The sequence below is a fragment of the Bacteroides sp. ET336 genome, from assembly GCF_024733815.1.
In the GTDB taxonomy this organism is placed as follows: Bacteria; Bacteroidota; Bacteroidia; order Bacteroidales; family Bacteroidaceae; genus Phocaeicola; species Phocaeicola cellulolyticus.
The window spans coordinates 359,352-372,752 of record NZ_JANRHK010000001.1 but is presented as its reverse complement, the minus strand read 5'-3'; the positions used below and the strand labels follow the sequence as shown (position 1 = coordinate 372,752).

General features: G+C 39.8%; 25 protein-coding genes. All 25 read right to left on the bottom strand.

Translation table 11 applies throughout. The annotated features are described in order from the left end of the window. Nucleotides 1–12 precede the first annotated feature (12 nt). The gene (locus tag NW213_RS01795; RefSeq protein ID WP_258321635.1) at nucleotides 13–1,074 is read right to left on the bottom strand and encodes a phage prohead protein; all 1,062 of its coding nucleotides are present in this window, start codon (nucleotides 1,072–1,074) and stop codon (nucleotides 13–15) included. Then, on the bottom strand, nucleotides 1,028–2,473 hold the full coding sequence (locus NW213_RS01790) for a phage portal protein (protein WP_258321634.1): 1,446 nt from the start codon (nucleotides 2,471–2,473) through the stop codon (nucleotides 1,028–1,030). The genes NW213_RS01795 and NW213_RS01790 overlap by 47 nt, the downstream gene beginning before the upstream one ends. Nucleotides 2,474–2,603: 130 nt before the next feature. Beyond that, nucleotides 2,604–4,607 carry a PBSX family phage terminase large subunit gene (locus tag NW213_RS01785; protein WP_258321633.1) on the bottom strand — a complete coding sequence of 668 codons (2,004 nt, stop codon included), beginning with the start codon at nucleotides 4,605–4,607 and terminating at the stop codon, nucleotides 2,604–2,606. A gap of 95 nt (nucleotides 4,608–4,702) precedes the next feature. Beyond that, entirely contained in the window at nucleotides 4,703–5,230 is a 528-nt protein-coding gene (locus NW213_RS01780; RefSeq protein ID WP_258321632.1) for a terminase small subunit, read from the bottom strand. A gap of 3 nt (nucleotides 5,231–5,233) precedes the next feature. Next, on the bottom strand, nucleotides 5,234–5,791 hold the full coding sequence (locus NW213_RS01775) for a phosphoribosyltransferase (protein ID WP_258321631.1): 558 nt from the start codon (nucleotides 5,789–5,791) through the stop codon (nucleotides 5,234–5,236). Then, the gene (locus NW213_RS01770) at nucleotides 5,766–6,548 is read right to left on the bottom strand and encodes an NAD(P)-dependent oxidoreductase (protein ID WP_258321630.1); all 783 of its coding nucleotides are present in this window, start codon (nucleotides 6,546–6,548) and stop codon (nucleotides 5,766–5,768) included. The genes NW213_RS01775 and NW213_RS01770 overlap by 26 nt, the downstream gene beginning before the upstream one ends. Then, complete coding sequence (locus NW213_RS01765; protein ID WP_258321629.1) at nucleotides 6,545–6,712, bottom strand: hypothetical protein; 168 nt, start codon at nucleotides 6,710–6,712, stop codon at nucleotides 6,545–6,547. Before NW213_RS01765 ends, NW213_RS01770 begins: the two co-directional genes overlap by 4 nt. After that, nucleotides 6,693–7,073 carry a hypothetical protein gene (locus NW213_RS01760; protein WP_258321628.1) on the bottom strand — a complete coding sequence of 127 codons (381 nt, stop codon included), beginning with the start codon at nucleotides 7,071–7,073 and terminating at the stop codon, nucleotides 6,693–6,695. Before NW213_RS01760 ends, NW213_RS01765 begins: the two co-directional genes overlap by 20 nt. Before the next feature lie 136 nt (nucleotides 7,074–7,209). Then, nucleotides 7,210–7,374 (bottom strand): hypothetical protein, encoded by a 165-nt coding sequence (locus NW213_RS01755; protein ID WP_258321627.1) that lies wholly within the window; start codon nucleotides 7,372–7,374, stop codon nucleotides 7,210–7,212. Nucleotides 7,375–7,487: 113 nt separating this feature from the next. Continuing rightward, entirely contained in the window at nucleotides 7,488–7,907 is a 420-nt protein-coding gene (locus NW213_RS01750; protein ID WP_258321626.1) for an ASCH domain-containing protein, read from the bottom strand. Continuing rightward, nucleotides 7,904–8,248, bottom strand: coding sequence for a hypothetical protein (locus tag NW213_RS01745; RefSeq protein WP_258321625.1), 345 nt, complete (start codon nucleotides 8,246–8,248; stop codon nucleotides 7,904–7,906). The genes NW213_RS01750 and NW213_RS01745 overlap by 4 nt, the downstream gene beginning before the upstream one ends. Beyond that, a complete protein-coding gene (locus NW213_RS01740; protein ID WP_258321624.1) occupies nucleotides 8,245–8,412 on the bottom strand; it encodes a hypothetical protein in 168 nt (55 codons plus the stop codon). Before NW213_RS01740 ends, NW213_RS01745 begins: the two co-directional genes overlap by 4 nt. Further along, nucleotides 8,409–8,633 (bottom strand): hypothetical protein, encoded by a 225-nt coding sequence (locus NW213_RS01735; RefSeq protein ID WP_258321623.1) that lies wholly within the window; start codon nucleotides 8,631–8,633, stop codon nucleotides 8,409–8,411. The genes NW213_RS01740 and NW213_RS01735 overlap by 4 nt, the downstream gene beginning before the upstream one ends. Nucleotides 8,634–8,636: 3 nt before the next feature. Continuing rightward, entirely contained in the window at nucleotides 8,637–8,921 is a 285-nt protein-coding gene (locus NW213_RS01730; protein WP_258321622.1) for a hypothetical protein, read from the bottom strand. Between the two features lie 2 nt (nucleotides 8,922–8,923). Next, on the bottom strand, nucleotides 8,924–9,199 hold the full coding sequence (locus NW213_RS01725) for a hypothetical protein (RefSeq protein WP_258321621.1): 276 nt from the start codon (nucleotides 9,197–9,199) through the stop codon (nucleotides 8,924–8,926). A gap of 2 nt (nucleotides 9,200–9,201) precedes the next feature. Beyond that, a complete protein-coding gene (locus NW213_RS01720; protein ID WP_258321620.1) occupies nucleotides 9,202–9,450 on the bottom strand; it encodes a hypothetical protein in 249 nt (82 codons plus the stop codon). 32 nt (nucleotides 9,451–9,482) lie between these two features. Further along, nucleotides 9,483–9,767 (bottom strand): hypothetical protein, encoded by a 285-nt coding sequence (locus NW213_RS01715; RefSeq protein ID WP_258321619.1) that lies wholly within the window; start codon nucleotides 9,765–9,767, stop codon nucleotides 9,483–9,485. A 295-nt stretch (nucleotides 9,768–10,062) separates the two neighbouring features. Continuing rightward, nucleotides 10,063–10,362 carry a hypothetical protein gene (locus NW213_RS01710; RefSeq protein WP_258321618.1) on the bottom strand — a complete coding sequence of 100 codons (300 nt, stop codon included), beginning with the start codon at nucleotides 10,360–10,362 and terminating at the stop codon, nucleotides 10,063–10,065. Then, the gene (locus NW213_RS01705; RefSeq protein ID WP_258321617.1) at nucleotides 10,359–10,568 is read right to left on the bottom strand and encodes a hypothetical protein; all 210 of its coding nucleotides are present in this window, start codon (nucleotides 10,566–10,568) and stop codon (nucleotides 10,359–10,361) included. Before NW213_RS01705 ends, NW213_RS01710 begins: the two co-directional genes overlap by 4 nt. Before the next feature lie 80 nt (nucleotides 10,569–10,648). Further along, on the bottom strand, nucleotides 10,649–11,011 hold the full coding sequence (locus tag NW213_RS01700) for a hypothetical protein (RefSeq protein WP_258321616.1): 363 nt from the start codon (nucleotides 11,009–11,011) through the stop codon (nucleotides 10,649–10,651). Then, nucleotides 10,989–11,288 (bottom strand): hypothetical protein, encoded by a 300-nt coding sequence (locus NW213_RS01695; protein ID WP_258321615.1) that lies wholly within the window; start codon nucleotides 11,286–11,288, stop codon nucleotides 10,989–10,991. Before NW213_RS01695 ends, NW213_RS01700 begins: the two co-directional genes overlap by 23 nt. Next, nucleotides 11,285–12,124, bottom strand: a complete 840-nt coding sequence (locus NW213_RS01690) for a recombinase family protein (protein ID WP_309148279.1) — start codon at nucleotides 12,122–12,124, stop codon at nucleotides 11,285–11,287. The genes NW213_RS01695 and NW213_RS01690 overlap by 4 nt, the downstream gene beginning before the upstream one ends. Continuing rightward, nucleotides 12,121–12,483: a hypothetical protein gene (locus tag NW213_RS01685; RefSeq protein ID WP_258321614.1), complete on the bottom strand. Its 363-nt coding sequence runs from the start codon at nucleotides 12,481–12,483 to the stop codon at nucleotides 12,121–12,123. The genes NW213_RS01690 and NW213_RS01685 overlap by 4 nt, the downstream gene beginning before the upstream one ends. Beyond that, a complete protein-coding gene (locus NW213_RS01680) occupies nucleotides 12,480–12,989 on the bottom strand; it encodes a hypothetical protein (RefSeq protein ID WP_258321613.1) in 510 nt (169 codons plus the stop codon). Before NW213_RS01680 ends, NW213_RS01685 begins: the two co-directional genes overlap by 4 nt. Before the next feature lies 1 nt (nucleotide 12,990). Then, nucleotides 12,991–13,401, bottom strand: a complete 411-nt coding sequence (locus NW213_RS01675; protein ID WP_258321612.1) for a hypothetical protein — start codon at nucleotides 13,399–13,401, stop codon at nucleotides 12,991–12,993.

Here is a 13,401-nt window from a genome sequence, read left to right as displayed (position 1 = left end):
TCAATTAAAATTTTAATCATTATTACTAAATACCCCATTCAGTGGTCCGAAGAAAGAAGTGCTTTCGGCGGCTTTTTTCTTAACATCATCATCTTCGTGCGCTCCTTCAGTTTTATCCTGAGTGTCGTTCGACGGCTCAGACTTTCCGGCAAAGATGTTAGTGCTACCATCCTGTAACAAGGCGTTACTTCTATATACTCTTCCATAGCAAGAAGGACAACGGACATATGCCATGAAGTTCTGTACAGATTTCTCTGTCAACTCCAGTCCTTCCGATTTCACAGAATCAATAAGTGCAATCACTTCTGCACGTACTTCCGGTTCCAGTTTGTCAATCTCCTGGCTTACTATACGGTCAGTAAGCCATCTGGAATACATGGCCGCATTGTCAAGTACCTGCTGAGTGAATGTATGCTCATGCTGTTCGTCATAATCAAACTGGTGTCCGCAATGAGGGCAGGTCACCACATTACCGCCATTGACGGCTTTAAGCAATAGATTAAGTTCCATATCATACTGTTTTAGGCGTTCCTCAGAGTAATTCGTATTCCTGAACGCTTTCCTTACAAACTCAATGGCATCCTTAACCTGTTCCTGTGTACCTGATTTGAGGTTTACAAGGAATGTCTGAGGGTTGCTTCCCCAACTGGTTAATGTCGAATACTCGAACATCTTCCATTCAAGCACCTTACACGGGTCTGCTTCATCACGCTTTATGGCTTTTACTCCGATAGAGTGTTCAAGTGTTCTGCCATTCTCGGCATACAACTTGTAATCTGCCAACGTGTCTCGCCCAATCTGCTTCTCAAGATTAAGCTGGCCTACCATAATGAGGTTTCCCTCTTTTTCCTCGCCACTTAGTGGCACACCCAACAACTGGTCAGTACGGTGATTAAGGAACCATCTCATCCTGCCGATATTCTCCTTCAACGTCTTGTTGAAAGAACCAGGCATGGAAATGTCGTTCTGCGAGTCTTTCACACCGATACCGTTCACCGCTACAGTGACAATACCCTTCTCATCCACATCATTCGCCTTCGTTCTGTACTGTAGGCTTTTGGTTTTCTCTTCCATCTTCAACTTCGCTTTTTGTGTTAAGACTTATTACTTGTTTTACTATATCTCTTTCCTCGTCCGTCATGTCGAACAATGTCTTGTCGAACAGAGGATCTTCAAATCTGCTCTCGTTAATTTGCGCTCTCCAGTCATTGATACTGATGAGGCCGCTGAGGAACTGTTCCTTGCATCTGGTATTAACCATTGTCTTGACTTCCTCAGCTTCCTTCAATCCTTGCTGCAGACAATCCACATCGGAGAAATCACAGTCAAGATAATAACCACCATCTTCAAGACCGAGAAACGCCGTAAGCTGCTTGCAGAACTGCTTAGCCATCGGAATTATCGTAGATGTATATACGGCTTTCTCTGCAGTGGCCTGATTACTGAATGTTGACTGGTCTTTACGTGGTACCAACACCGAAGGAATACCGTATGCTCCGGCTATCTGAATAGCGTCAGTAAGAGTTTCTTCAAACGGCTGTAACTCACTTATGGTAAGGTTAGTTCTCACAAAAGTCAGAGGAACATCACTCAATCCATATGGCAACTTGCGTTTATCAAGACCAAATCTGTCATAATGATCATCAAGAATTTCCTTCTTTTCTTTTTTCGTCATTGCAACCGTTCCGGCTTCATCCTTTTTTTGCGAAACAAGAAATCCCAAACCGCCACGTTTAACGTATATCACGTTTCGTGCTTCATATACTGCTATGAGGTTGGCAATTGGTTTCAGATGTGCAGCCAACCTGCTCTGTGATTTCATAAAGCCGTCAACAGACATATATTCAGGCAAACCGTCTCTGTCATGCCATATCTGGTATGAAGGAATATCCATAGTGCTTACATAACCATAGTTCAGACGATAGCAGCGTATAATTTCCTCTTCCTTTGCTATACCGAACATAGGTATATTTACTCCAAGATTAGGCTCTACATTGACATAATCGGCAGGTAACTCCCAGTAGTTGTCACACCATTTCCATTTAGGCTGCTCTTTGAAGGTCTCACTCATAGCTGCACGGAAAAAGGCATTACCGGTACAAAGCTTATACACGAAATGAGAGTAGATAACCTCCTTCCATGACATCATACAGTTTGGTTTTGTAAGAATCTGGTTCATTCTCTTATTTTCCCATACCACACTGTCATCCTTGACTTTCTTAAGCTGAAAGCCGGAACCTGCGATACGCGATGCAATATAATCTATCGGAAAGAATACTTCGGGAACGGACTGGAATAACTCCATGTAATTACGGCCACATACGAACGGAGATACGAACAAATCTTCTACACTCCAGTCCTTAGCACCACCTACAGGAGTACTGATAACCGAAGTGCTTCCGACTGGAACACTTGACATTTTCAACGTCGTATTGGCTGGTAATCTGTTGTCTTTGAAAAAGTTATTTCCCATAATTTTCTTGTATATAACAAAGATAAACTATGGGAAAACACCAATCACATTTTGCTAAAATCTTGAAATTAGACAAAGGACAAAAACAGTACTTAAAACATTATTAATCAACGCATTATAGGTAACAATATCATTCTGACAATTTTATAATATTGTATGCTATACCGCTTAACAAGGCACTTGCACCAATATTATCAGTACCATTATAATCAAGAACCTCCGTAATGAATGAATTATATACCGGGTTATCCATTCCGCTTTCAGACAACAGAAAATGAATCTTGATAAAATCAGATGTAGCGGATATTCGCTTATTCATATCCTGGTACTCCTTTTTTATCCTTACTTCTTCAAGCGATGTTCTAAGCTCTCTTGCCATCTGGAAGTAGGCAGGTGAGGATTCCACTATGTACACATCAGCCTTATGCGATATTATCATCTTCTTCATTTCCGCACTCGAAGTTGTCTCAAGCATTACAAGGTCAAGCATGTGCCACTTATCGCCACACTCACCGGCATGACACATATAGAACTTGCCTTCGATATTAGGCATGACATAGACAATACTGGACTTGTACTTGTATTTCAGTTCCGGATTGAAGAATGAGAACATTCCTTTCTCAGAGTATGTATTACGTTTGCGTCTGTTGGCAAACTGGACGTATTCCTCATACATGATATCATGTACAACATATCTCAGCGTATCGGTGAGGTGTCCGTGTTCCTCGTATGTCTGTTTGGTTACACTATCCTTTACCTTTGTCTTGAGAATCGCACCGTTCGCGTCTTTCTGCACGCTCTGATAATCATCTATGGATACACGGCAACCGTCATTGATGTTGATGCTAAGGTCAGGCAACTGTTTTTCAAAAACCGCATTGACAAACTCCCCTGTCATGGATACTGAAGGATTCTTGTTTCCTACCTTGTCCTCTACTGTCCAGTTGTCTTTCTTCAATGTGTCGATAAACAAATCCATGAAAGAGCGTTTGTTGTCGTCAATAGTGTTGGCTGCTTTAGCTGAGGCGTCACCATGAAGGTAGATTACATCGCCATAACCAAGTTCGATTAGTTTCTTAGATACCAGTTTGGCCGCACGCCTTACACTGTTGTTCGGACTCTCAGCAGTCGTTTCTGCTATCTGGTACATATCCTTACCTTTACTCAAATCTGCCTGCCAGTAACTTACGGATATGTATGGCAACACGTTGCTGTCCACTGACAGATGTATCGGCAATCCTGGTATGTAAGGATATTCACCGCTATTCTTACCTACATTGAAGGAATTAAGGAACTCGTTACCTGTTTTGATTACACCCCACTCTCCCAACGCATAGACGTTGTAATAATCCGGATCGTACAGGCGGTCATGCTCAAAGTCCATCACACACTGTTCGTCATAGTATCCGTATGTTCCATCAGGCGAGCCTACAACCCAGAAGTTGTTAAGGTACGTCGACTGAATGACAACCATATTAGGCGGATATTCCTCTATTTCCTTAGTTTTAGGATTGACCATTGACTTGCCTTCATTCATCTTCAATGATTTGACCTTTGTAAGTTCTGCAGGTATGACCTTACCACCAATCTCTACAACCATAGGGACATCATGCAGTTTCTCATTATCCAGCCAATCCTTCTTTATCCAGTTAGTCTCTGATATCGGGTTGAAGTCTGCAATAATCTGCTGTCCTTTCTTACCACGGAGACGTTTACGAATCTGTTTCAAGTCCGCAAACTCAAACTCTGACAACTCCTCAAGCTGTACCCTCTTGTAGTTGCTGATACCCTTTATCTTCTCTGGGTCATCCAAACCTGAGAAGTCTATCTTCGCACCGTTGTATGTGCATTTGATTGAATTTTGTATGAACTTGAAGTATTGTGATATACCGAGCAGTGATGCAGCCACCTTGTAATCCTCATAAATTGTCTTGCTGATTGAAGCACCGACCTTTCTCATCACAAGTGTATTCTCACCGTCCTGCAATGTCTGTATAAGCACAGCCTGTGCTACACTGAAAGACTTACCCGATGATGAACCGCCATACAAAATGATAAATCGCAGTGTGGCATCATTGAGATATTTCAGCAGATAGAAGGCATTCGGATTGAGTTTCTTGTGATTTACTATCATAATCGGCTATTTTTGTTCTATTTTTTAGATTTTTCGTATTGTCTTTTGTATAACCCCCGATATTTTTCTCACTTAATTGTTCTATTTTTCAGATTTCATTCAATCTCATCGTCAAAACCTATGCGTATTTCATTTGTTTTTGCGCCATCTTTACCCGTCAATGCTATCTGTTGAGGCGCATTCCAACCGTTCATAGAAGCAAGCAGTTTGGCAGCTTCAACTTTGCCATTAAACTCATAGCTTACCTTTCCTTTGTCATTGCTTATCTTCTTCATGGCATTTCTCACCCTTTTTGGCATCTGGTTTGGAGACTTGAGTTTTATCTTGCCGGTTACAGGATCTACGATGTACAAATCATTCGGGTCCATCGTCACTATATCCATGAGGATTTTTTCCACCTTTTCGCGGTTAACTTTCGATGCTTCAGCACGTTCTAACCTCAGTTCGGCTATCCTTGTTGCAACCTTGTTACTGGCCAACATCCTACTGGCATTACTCCAAATCGTCTCAGGCTGCATCTTCGATGCGTCATAAGCCATGCGGTATGCCTCACTTGCATTGCCGTCACAGTCTAGGTAATAATTGCAGAATCTCTCTTGTTTTTCTGTCAGTCTGTTATTCATAGGCTAATGGTTGTTTATGCCTACTATGCAAAGAACTTGTTTTCGTTCCTTTAGGAGTTCGTAGGCTGCTGTTATTGTACTTCCTGTTGTGCATATATCGTCAAAGAGTATTATGCGTTGTTCTGTTATTGGTCTCAGTAGGTGAAATTCCGGATTTATACGTGTCTTGTTAAGGCATTGGATAGCGGATTCATAGAATTTTATATTCAACCCCCGGGCGATTTTTTTGCAGATGTCAGTCGCAAAATGATACTCTGTGAAGTGTCTGCGTTTCGGTGTGGTGACGATGCACCATTCATCATCCGGCCGTACCATTGAGAGTATCAGTTCTGTAGCGGCGCTTGAAATGGCTTCTGCACACTCACCCGAATTCTTGATTTCCGTAAATGACATTCCATCCTTTGTGCTTGCAAACAGGGAAATGTAATAAAACCCGCCCTTACGGTGGATTCTCACTCTAGGCTGCATGTTGCAGAACCTCTCACGTTTTTTCCATCCGAGGGTGGGTTTGTCCCATTCATCCATTCTAACCTTTCTACCTTTCCTCACTTTCTTCGGCATAGTCAAAAACCTTTGTTATCCCTATGGAGAATGGGGTATAATCCAATAGCGGACAAAATAGAGTAACATTAACATCCTGGTACGGATTATCAAATTCTCTTTTCTCCCCTACGCATTTCAGTTTGACACCATTATGCTTGCTTACTTCTTCGGCAAATTCCTTGACCGTACAAACCTGTGGATTGACTACATTAATAAGTTTCTCTTTACAAACTATGGCACATATCAACCCTTCGACCGCATCATCTATGTAAGTGAAGCATCTTGTGTTAAGACCGCCATTGTATAATGTCACTTCTTCCGAGTTCATGAGGATATTGAGAAGAGTTCCCTTTCTCGGATTAGGTCCATACACGTTATGCAGTCTCACACCGATGGCATTCTTACAATAGATTGAAGCATACTGTTCATCAAAATGCTTGGAAATGCCGTACATACTTGTAGTGTTACAAGGGTTTGCAGTCGATGAACTGGCGTATACCAGTCTCACCCCATAAGCAGTACATGCATCGGCAACACTGATAAATGTTAATATGTTATCATTCAGTATCTGTTCTCGATCATCATTGAACACACTTGTCTGTGCTGCAAGATGGATTACTGCATCTATGCCACCATCCTTCAAGATGTGCCATACATCGGCAGCTTCGGTTCCACACACACGGTCTATGCCGACCACTTCAACACCACGATTCCTTAACTCTCTGCAGAGGGCTTTCCCTATGAAGCCTTCACTGCCGGTTACAATAATCTTCATCTCTTCAACCTGTTTAGAATTTTACACAATACATTCAATATGTTGCCAAGCAATATAACTATTACTTGAAGCAATGCTGTTGTTATGTCGCTCATTCCGACTGCATAGCCAAGCATGACGAATATAAGCATTATCACTACACCTTTAGCTTGGTAGTGTTCCATTTTCACTGGATATATTCAGTTCATATTCATACCTGCTTACCCTCTCATACCAACACACTACTGTCTGATTTCCGGAGTTGAGGCTTGTAAGCTTCTTTTCAATTTCATCAAGTGAAACACGTTCATGGAATCTGAGATAACACCGCCCCTGGCTCCCATTGCACGTGAATGACACGAAATAGAACGTATCACGTTCCCGGAACGTCAGATAACTTACAGCGAGTGACAGCACTACAGCTGTCATTGTTATCACCCATGGCGATGTCGCTGTACTCATCACCAGTGAAAGGATGCCGGATAATGCAACGAATACGAGCATCCTGATTAGCAGGCTTAGCCTGTGTCTTGTTTTTACATTCATATTCAGTAGGTAAATAAGCAATTACATATATGTAATTGCGATTTATGACACTAATTTACAAAGAATATCAGCACGTTTCGCAAAATGGCAAAATCTTGAAAATGATGATATTGACTTTGAATAGATAAGAGCTTTATTACTCTTCATCATCTTCACTGTTTTCATAGAACTTCTCTAAGAACCAATTTAACGCTTCTCCCATCTCTTCTTTTGAAGGGGAAACTTTTTCATTTATATGTTTATCTGTCAAATATTCAGATAATAAATCGTAAATTTCACCAGTTAAATCCGTATTTGCCATATCAATTTTAATTTGAGCTATTTGTTATTTTTGATATGTAAAGATAGTAATAATATATATATTTACAAAACATAAAACATTGAATATCAGAGTATTATCTTATTTTTAACTTTTTAATCATCCGATTTATTTATCGGTATATCCAAATTACAATCCCAAAAACCAAGTCTCCCTTTCACATCACGGATAGGCTTATCAAAGAGTATTGCATCTTTCAGTACCCAGTTCCAGACTCCTTTCTCTGCCCATACTGAAGGATGGTTCTGTACGCATTCTGCTATTACTACACTGCCGATGATTGCACCAAACTCCCACTCGCCGGAAGTGCTTTTCTCTGAAATCAAAGAAAAGGCTTGTTTCATCTGTTCATCAGTAAGGCTTATCTCAAACTTCTTACCATGACAACCACTCGCATGAATCAGCACCCTCTGTCCTAAGTATTTCTTAGGGCAGCTCCAAGTTCTGTTCTCGATGTCTTTTATACCGTGAGCGATAAGGCTCGCCCACGGCTGTTTGATGGATATTGCTTTCATTTCTTATAACTGTCATTGATTTTTTTGCACTCATTGTATATATCTTTTGGAACAATGACATATCCTTTCATATCAAAAGGTTGCAAGTCGTTTCTTCTCCAATATCTGTCGAGTACATAACCAACATATAGTTTGTTTGTAGCATTAACTTTTAGACCATAGAGATAAAATGCAGTTTCCTCAAGATATTTTTTTTGTATATACTGGACTGATGCTATCTCAGAACAAAGTTCGCACCCTTTATATAAAAGTGTTTCTCTGATAACATCATGTCCGTTTATTTCATCATACTTCTCGATAGTCTTTATATCGACTCTGTTTTTATCTTCTATTGTTTTCATTGCTTTCCTTTGTAATATTCAACAATAGTATTATTTAATGCTTCAATAAGATTGAATGTCAGAGTGGCTGGCATTTCATTTGTATTCATCTTCTTGATGTACACCTGACCATCCCTGTATTCGAGGACGGTGTCAAGTTCTATTATTACACTTTCTTCATTCATTGCTTATCTTCTGATTTTGGCTTATATTCATCTTTCTTTTCGTCAAATTCGTAACAGTCCGGACAATAGTCTTTCCCGTCTATTTGTGTCCATTCGTCCTCACTTGCACTGGTTCTTGCTCCAGTTTCATCAGTCCATGCTACATAGCCGTTAAATTCATCTACATGCGCCTTTCCGCATCCATCGCATACACACTGATACATATCTACTTTTCTTATCATAACTTAATCCTCCTCAATTTGTTGTTTCAGTTCAGCAATCTCTTTTTTTAATCCTTTGTATGTTTCCTCCCAGTCTTTATCAGAAAGCAGATAACCAACTCTTACAGCTGATTGCGCTCCGTACAAATAAGCCTTTGACAAAGCTTCTTCCATCCATTCCTGGAAATGGTTCATATCCTTACAAGGATAAATAATTCCTTTGCACTCCATAATTTTCTTTGCGAAATCGCGGGCATCTTTCTGATACCCTTTATCGTTCATTACATTTGGTAATTGTTTTGGCATCATAATCATTCCTCCGCCTTTTTACTATTATCTTTTATCTGTTTACAAATCTCATTCATGGCTTCATCCCAGGGGATTTCACCAAGGTATTTCAAGCAGGCATCCCAGCCGGACAGGAAGCCTTCGCTGAACTCATCAGCGAAACAATCCTCATCGCAGTCATGTGCGATATTTTCTCCTTCACAAAAGCGGCAATAAGCACGTTCTTCACAAGCATGTTTACCGTTACACTGATAATGATTGTGAACGGCTTCCCTAAGCATTTCTTCTTTCTTATCCATTTTCAATCCTCCAGCAAATCTAAAATACGGCAAATAGCACCTTCAAGAACAGTTATCCTGTCTGCCATGTCGTTTCTATAATCTTCGTATTCGCCATTTTCATACAGCTTCTCACACCCTTCATTTTTTGATGTTGAATACTCCAATGATGTATGACATATATCTGCGACATCACTAAGAAATTCATTTACTGGCTTATCACCTAACATGGTCTCTACTGATGTCTCTATTTTTACTTTTATTCTTTTCATTTCTTGTTTATTTATGATGTTCAACAATCGTTTTATTTATTAAGCTCTGCTTTTTTTAGTAATAACCTTGCCATTTTGTCAAGTTTTGCAGGTGGCATCCATCCGCTTTTTGAGCGAATGTATCTTTTAGCTTTATTCAGGTCGTTAGCCTTCTCTTTCGCCAAATGATATTTTCTTAATATATTACTCAGGCTTCTCATAGCTTCTTCAGCATCCTGTCTGTATTCCTCAGAAGAGGAACCTTCCAATGCGTCTCTAATCTGTTCCAATCCGAAGTCAATTGCTTCAACTTCCTTTTCTGTTATTGATACTTGCATACTTATTCCTCCAAATCATCGAAATACTGTTCGTTTTCTTCCATGAAGTTATCCAATGCTTCATCGCAATAACTGCCCTAACAAGACCCGTATGCTGGCTTTTCTATTTCTCCATTCGTCCATGGGCAAAACGGGCATAAATCTTCGCCTATGGACTTTTTCAACTCTTCTCTATTCATAGCTCAGTCCTCCAAAAACGGTTTGACTTTTAGTTTATTACATCTATAAAGTTAGTGATTTACAACAAATTATGCAATCAGGAACTTCGCCATTTTACTACCTTTTTATTTCCATATCAGTCCTTCGTTGGTATTAAGTCTTTCATATACACCCATCGTGCTTTTGGATGGATTGTATCGCAAACGTCATATTTGCCATAGTCCCAGATTTTACCATAGACTTCAACTATTATCAATTCTCCCAATTTGGGCTTTTCACTTGCATCATGCCACACGGAATTGATGCGCCATTCTGCACCATTTTCAAAAACTGTTTCCAAATCGTCTTGACCGATATGTCCACCTCCGGAATAGGCTATATTTGCTATTCTTTCAGCGTTTTCAGCTTTAGCTTTTTCAATATCTTTTCTTGTCATGGTCTCTCCTTTCTACGTTGTTCTCTTTGAGCCATCTGTTCATTAATTTGTTCGACTGTTTTTTTATCATAGTTAGGACACTTATACACATCGCCATAAGTAATAAGCACCATGAGTGGGAACAAAAGTCCGTGCTTACAGCTTCTTCCGAATGCGTCTGCATATCTACAGTCCTCACAATGTTGGTTTACATCATACGCTGCCATTTTATCTCCTTTCCACCTATCCCAGCAGCCACCACATGACTGCCAGAAACAGGTAATATAGTTTTGTTTTCATTTATTATTCAAATCAGATTTAATGCTTCAAACACTCCTGCGCTGAGTGCTTCTTCGTAGCTATTATATTTTACATTCTTTCTGTCAGAAAGTCCTATCAAATTGTGATTTGGGATTGTCAGTATTTCGTACAGCCAGTAATCTTCACTCATATAAATCACTTCAACATGAAGACCTTTGACTGACCTAAGCCACTTCTGTGCTTCATATAAAGTTGGCCGTGAATATGCCGTAAGCCTGTTGAAGTTATCAGCAATACTTCTGAACTTTATAAACCCTTCTAACGTGTAGAACGAGTCACATGGCAAACAATAACCTTTTTCTTTTAGTAACTTTGCCACTTCAAGGCTAACGTAATCTTCTGTATTCATACTTTTTTGTTTTTAAATGTTTTCTGTATTTCACTGGTATAAATCGTTTGAGTTCCGGAAGCGAAGTAGAAACAATGTGCATCCATGCGTTCCACCTTTGTCCGTCATAGTCTCTTGAAGGTATCGAGCAGGTTTGTCCGTAACAAGTTCCATTTTTGTTTTCAGCCCTACATTTCACACAGCATCCTGCACATTCAGAGGACAAATGACAAAGAATACAAGCCTGTTCCTTGCTGATGCCATAATCCATGTTTATTGATAGTTGTTTAGGAGTCATTTCTTTTTAAGTTTTAACTGCCCGTGTTTCCTGTATAGATTATTAAGTTCCTGGTTACACAAAATAGTGTCATATACCTGTTCGTATGAGTATTCCGGGAACCGTTCTGCTATTTCCGGAATAGTCTTATCTTCTGAAATCAACTGGATACACTTCTGCATGTCGAGATTAACAACCTTATATGGTTCATCTTTATAAGTTTCATTACGTTGCTTTTTCTGCCAATCTTTTTTCTCTGTAATACCCCATCTTGCAAGTGTTCTTGATATGGTATTACGGTCAACATTGAAGTTTTCTGCTAGCCTTCTTAATGGAACGCCCCAGTTGTATTGTTCTATAACCTTATCTTTGACTGCATCAAGTTTTACATTCTCAGACAAACGACCTATCGGGCGACCAACCAACACACCAAGCTTCATCCTTAATCTAAGTCCTTCCTTTGTCCTCTGCCGGATCATCTGTCTTTCAATTTCTGCAGATAAACCAAAAGCAAATGCAAGAACTTTACTTTGAATATCATCTCCTAAAACGAATTTGTCTTTGACTGTATAAATAATACAGCCTTTCTCCATGCAGTAGTGCAGGATATCCATAACCATATACAAATCCCTACCAAGACGGCTTATCTCGGAACATATAATCACATCATCCTTGTTAAGTAGTTGCAATAGTGGACCTAAGTTTCTTTTATCCGGGTCCTTTCCACCACTAACACCTTCATCGGTTATATATTTGTCAATGTTCCAGTTCTTGTCTTTAGCAAACTGTTCAACTCCCTGCTTTTGGGAATTGACATCCTGTTCGTCAGAGGAAACTCTTAAATATCCGTATATCATATCCACATTTTTTTAATGTTATACCTTTCTTCCATGAAGTCCTTAACCCATTGTGGATGCTCAACAGCAAAAGGACTATCACTTTTTACGCTTTTAGCATTCTTCAGGAAATCCTCTATATCCTTAATGTACCGTTTTACCTCATTAACGATAGAAGCGTTAGGCACTTCCGTCCCATTTAATCTTGCTCGTTTTTGGGCATAAACTATGTCGGTCATAAGTTTGTCGTTATAGATAAACTCCATACTACCGCCATAGACATACACTATAGCCAATATCTTTGCAACAGTATCATCGGATATTGGATGAATCCCAGCTTGTGATAAACTTTCAACCCAGCTTTTATATATTCTTTTCATATACTTTTTCTCCTTTCCACCAATTGTTCTAATCGTTTCTCACACTCAGCACATTCGAGTTTCTTTCGCTCCAGTTTCTCCCGGAACTTAACCAGCTCCTCGTCCGTATTCTCGTCAAAGAACAGATTGTTCTGACGGTTGTGTTCTATGTATTCATTCATCCTGCGTTCTGCTTTTGTTATCTGGGCTTTTGCTGATATAAGTTTACTAAGGCAACCGCTAACCTTCATAGATTCTCCAGAACGCTTGTCATAGAAGTACAGGCTTGTAGATACAATCTGTTTGGGGTATTGGCACTGTAATTTCGCCATCCTCCATCTGATTACCCATTGGTACCGGAAATACATCTCACTGGGAAGATTGTAGTGATATAAGCTTACTTGTTTTTCTGCATATCCGTAGTAAATAGTTACTTCAACCCATTGCTCAATCTTCAGTTCCTTTTCAGCTTTGGCCAAATCCTTTGCGAACTGATAAAAATCGCTTACATTTTCCTGCTTTCCCATATCATTCAAAATTTAAAGAGAGTTGTTGTTCGTCAGGTTCACTATATCTACGGTTCTCCTGCATAAAGGCTTTCCGTAAGGCTTCCGCAATCTTATCACGCATAGCTTTAGAAACATGATTTTTGTCTGCTTCACTGTTCATCTGGAGTATCTTGTTAAGACTGCCATTTATTGGTTTTTCGTCAAAAAACAGACTATATTCCGTAAATATCCGATTACAATCTTTTGCAGCTTTTTCTTCTTCCTCATCCTGGTACCTCTCTATTACTGTTTCCTGTGCCGCTCTCAAAATCCTTTGTCCACGGTCACACCTGCAGCCATGCCATTCGTTCTCGAATATGACGGATATCGCACGTTTCTTACGAATATTACCTATCTTTGCCCATCCGTAATAGACTTTCAATCTTCCCAT

Excerpts from the sequence above, each read along its gene's own strand:
- NW213_RS01725 (WP_258321621.1), bottom strand. The coding sequence starts at position 9,199 with ATGGATAAGAAAGAAGAAATGCTTAGGGAAGCCGTTCACAATCATTAT.
- NW213_RS01780 (WP_258321632.1), bottom strand. The coding sequence starts at position 5,230 with ATGAATAACAGACTGACAGAAAAACAAGAGAGATTCTGCAATTATTAC.
- NW213_RS01775 (WP_258321631.1), bottom strand. The coding sequence starts at position 5,791 with ATGCCGAAGAAAGTGAGGAAAGGTAGAAAGGTTAGAATGGATGAATGG.
- NW213_RS01720 (WP_258321620.1), bottom strand. The coding sequence starts at position 9,450 with ATGAAAAGAATAAAAGTAAAAATAGAGACATCAGTAGAGACCATGTTA.
- NW213_RS01795 (WP_258321635.1), bottom strand. The coding sequence starts at position 1,074 with ATGGAAGAGAAAACCAAAAGCCTACAGTACAGAACGAAGGCGAATGAT.
- NW213_RS01710 (WP_258321618.1), bottom strand. The coding sequence starts at position 10,362 with ATGACAAGAAAAGATATTGAAAAAGCTAAAGCTGAAAACGCTGAAAGA.
- NW213_RS01740 (WP_258321624.1), bottom strand. The coding sequence starts at position 8,412 with ATGAATGAAGAAAGTGTAATAATAGAACTTGACACCGTCCTCGAATAC.
- NW213_RS01680 (WP_258321613.1), bottom strand. The coding sequence starts at position 12,989 with ATGGGAAAGCAGGAAAATGTAAGCGATTTTTATCAGTTCGCAAAGGAT.
- NW213_RS01690 (WP_309148279.1), bottom strand. The coding sequence starts at position 12,124 with ATGATATACGGATATTTAAGAGTTTCCTCTGACGAACAGGATGTCAAT.
- NW213_RS01715 (WP_258321619.1), bottom strand. The coding sequence starts at position 9,767 with ATGCAAGTATCAATAACAGAAAAGGAAGTTGAAGCAATTGACTTCGGA.
- NW213_RS01695 (WP_258321615.1), bottom strand. The coding sequence starts at position 11,288 with ATGACTCCTAAACAACTATCAATAAACATGGATTATGGCATCAGCAAG.
- NW213_RS01705 (WP_258321617.1), bottom strand. The coding sequence starts at position 10,568 with ATGGCAGCGTATGATGTAAACCAACATTGTGAGGACTGTAGATATGCA.
- NW213_RS01750 (WP_258321626.1), bottom strand. The coding sequence starts at position 7,907 with ATGAAAGCAATATCCATCAAACAGCCGTGGGCGAGCCTTATCGCTCAC.
- NW213_RS01700 (WP_258321616.1), bottom strand. The coding sequence starts at position 11,011 with ATGAATACAGAAGATTACGTTAGCCTTGAAGTGGCAAAGTTACTAAAA.
- NW213_RS01785 (WP_258321633.1), bottom strand. The coding sequence starts at position 4,607 with ATGATAGTAAATCACAAGAAACTCAATCCGAATGCCTTCTATCTGCTG.
- NW213_RS01755 (WP_258321627.1), bottom strand. The coding sequence starts at position 7,374 with ATGGCAAATACGGATTTAACTGGTGAAATTTACGATTTATTATCTGAA.
- NW213_RS01745 (WP_258321625.1), bottom strand. The coding sequence starts at position 8,248 with ATGAAAACAATAGAAGATAAAAACAGAGTCGATATAAAGACTATCGAG.
- NW213_RS01675 (WP_258321612.1), bottom strand. The coding sequence starts at position 13,401 with ATGGGAAGATTGAAAGTCTATTACGGATGGGCAAAGATAGGTAATATT.
- NW213_RS01760 (WP_258321628.1), bottom strand. The coding sequence starts at position 7,073 with ATGAATGTAAAAACAAGACACAGGCTAAGCCTGCTAATCAGGATGCTC.
- NW213_RS01790 (WP_258321634.1), bottom strand. The coding sequence starts at position 2,473 with ATGGGAAATAACTTTTTCAAAGACAACAGATTACCAGCCAATACGACG.
- NW213_RS01765 (WP_258321629.1), bottom strand. The coding sequence starts at position 6,712 with ATGGAACACTACCAAGCTAAAGGTGTAGTGATAATGCTTATATTCGTC.
- NW213_RS01730 (WP_258321622.1), bottom strand. The coding sequence starts at position 8,921 with ATGATGCCAAAACAATTACCAAATGTAATGAACGATAAAGGGTATCAG.
- NW213_RS01685 (WP_258321614.1), bottom strand. The coding sequence starts at position 12,483 with ATGAAAAGAATATATAAAAGCTGGGTTGAAAGTTTATCACAAGCTGGG.
- NW213_RS01735 (WP_258321623.1), bottom strand. The coding sequence starts at position 8,633 with ATGATAAGAAAAGTAGATATGTATCAGTGTGTATGCGATGGATGCGGA.
- NW213_RS01770 (WP_258321630.1), bottom strand. The coding sequence starts at position 6,548 with ATGAAGATTATTGTAACCGGCAGTGAAGGCTTCATAGGGAAAGCCCTC.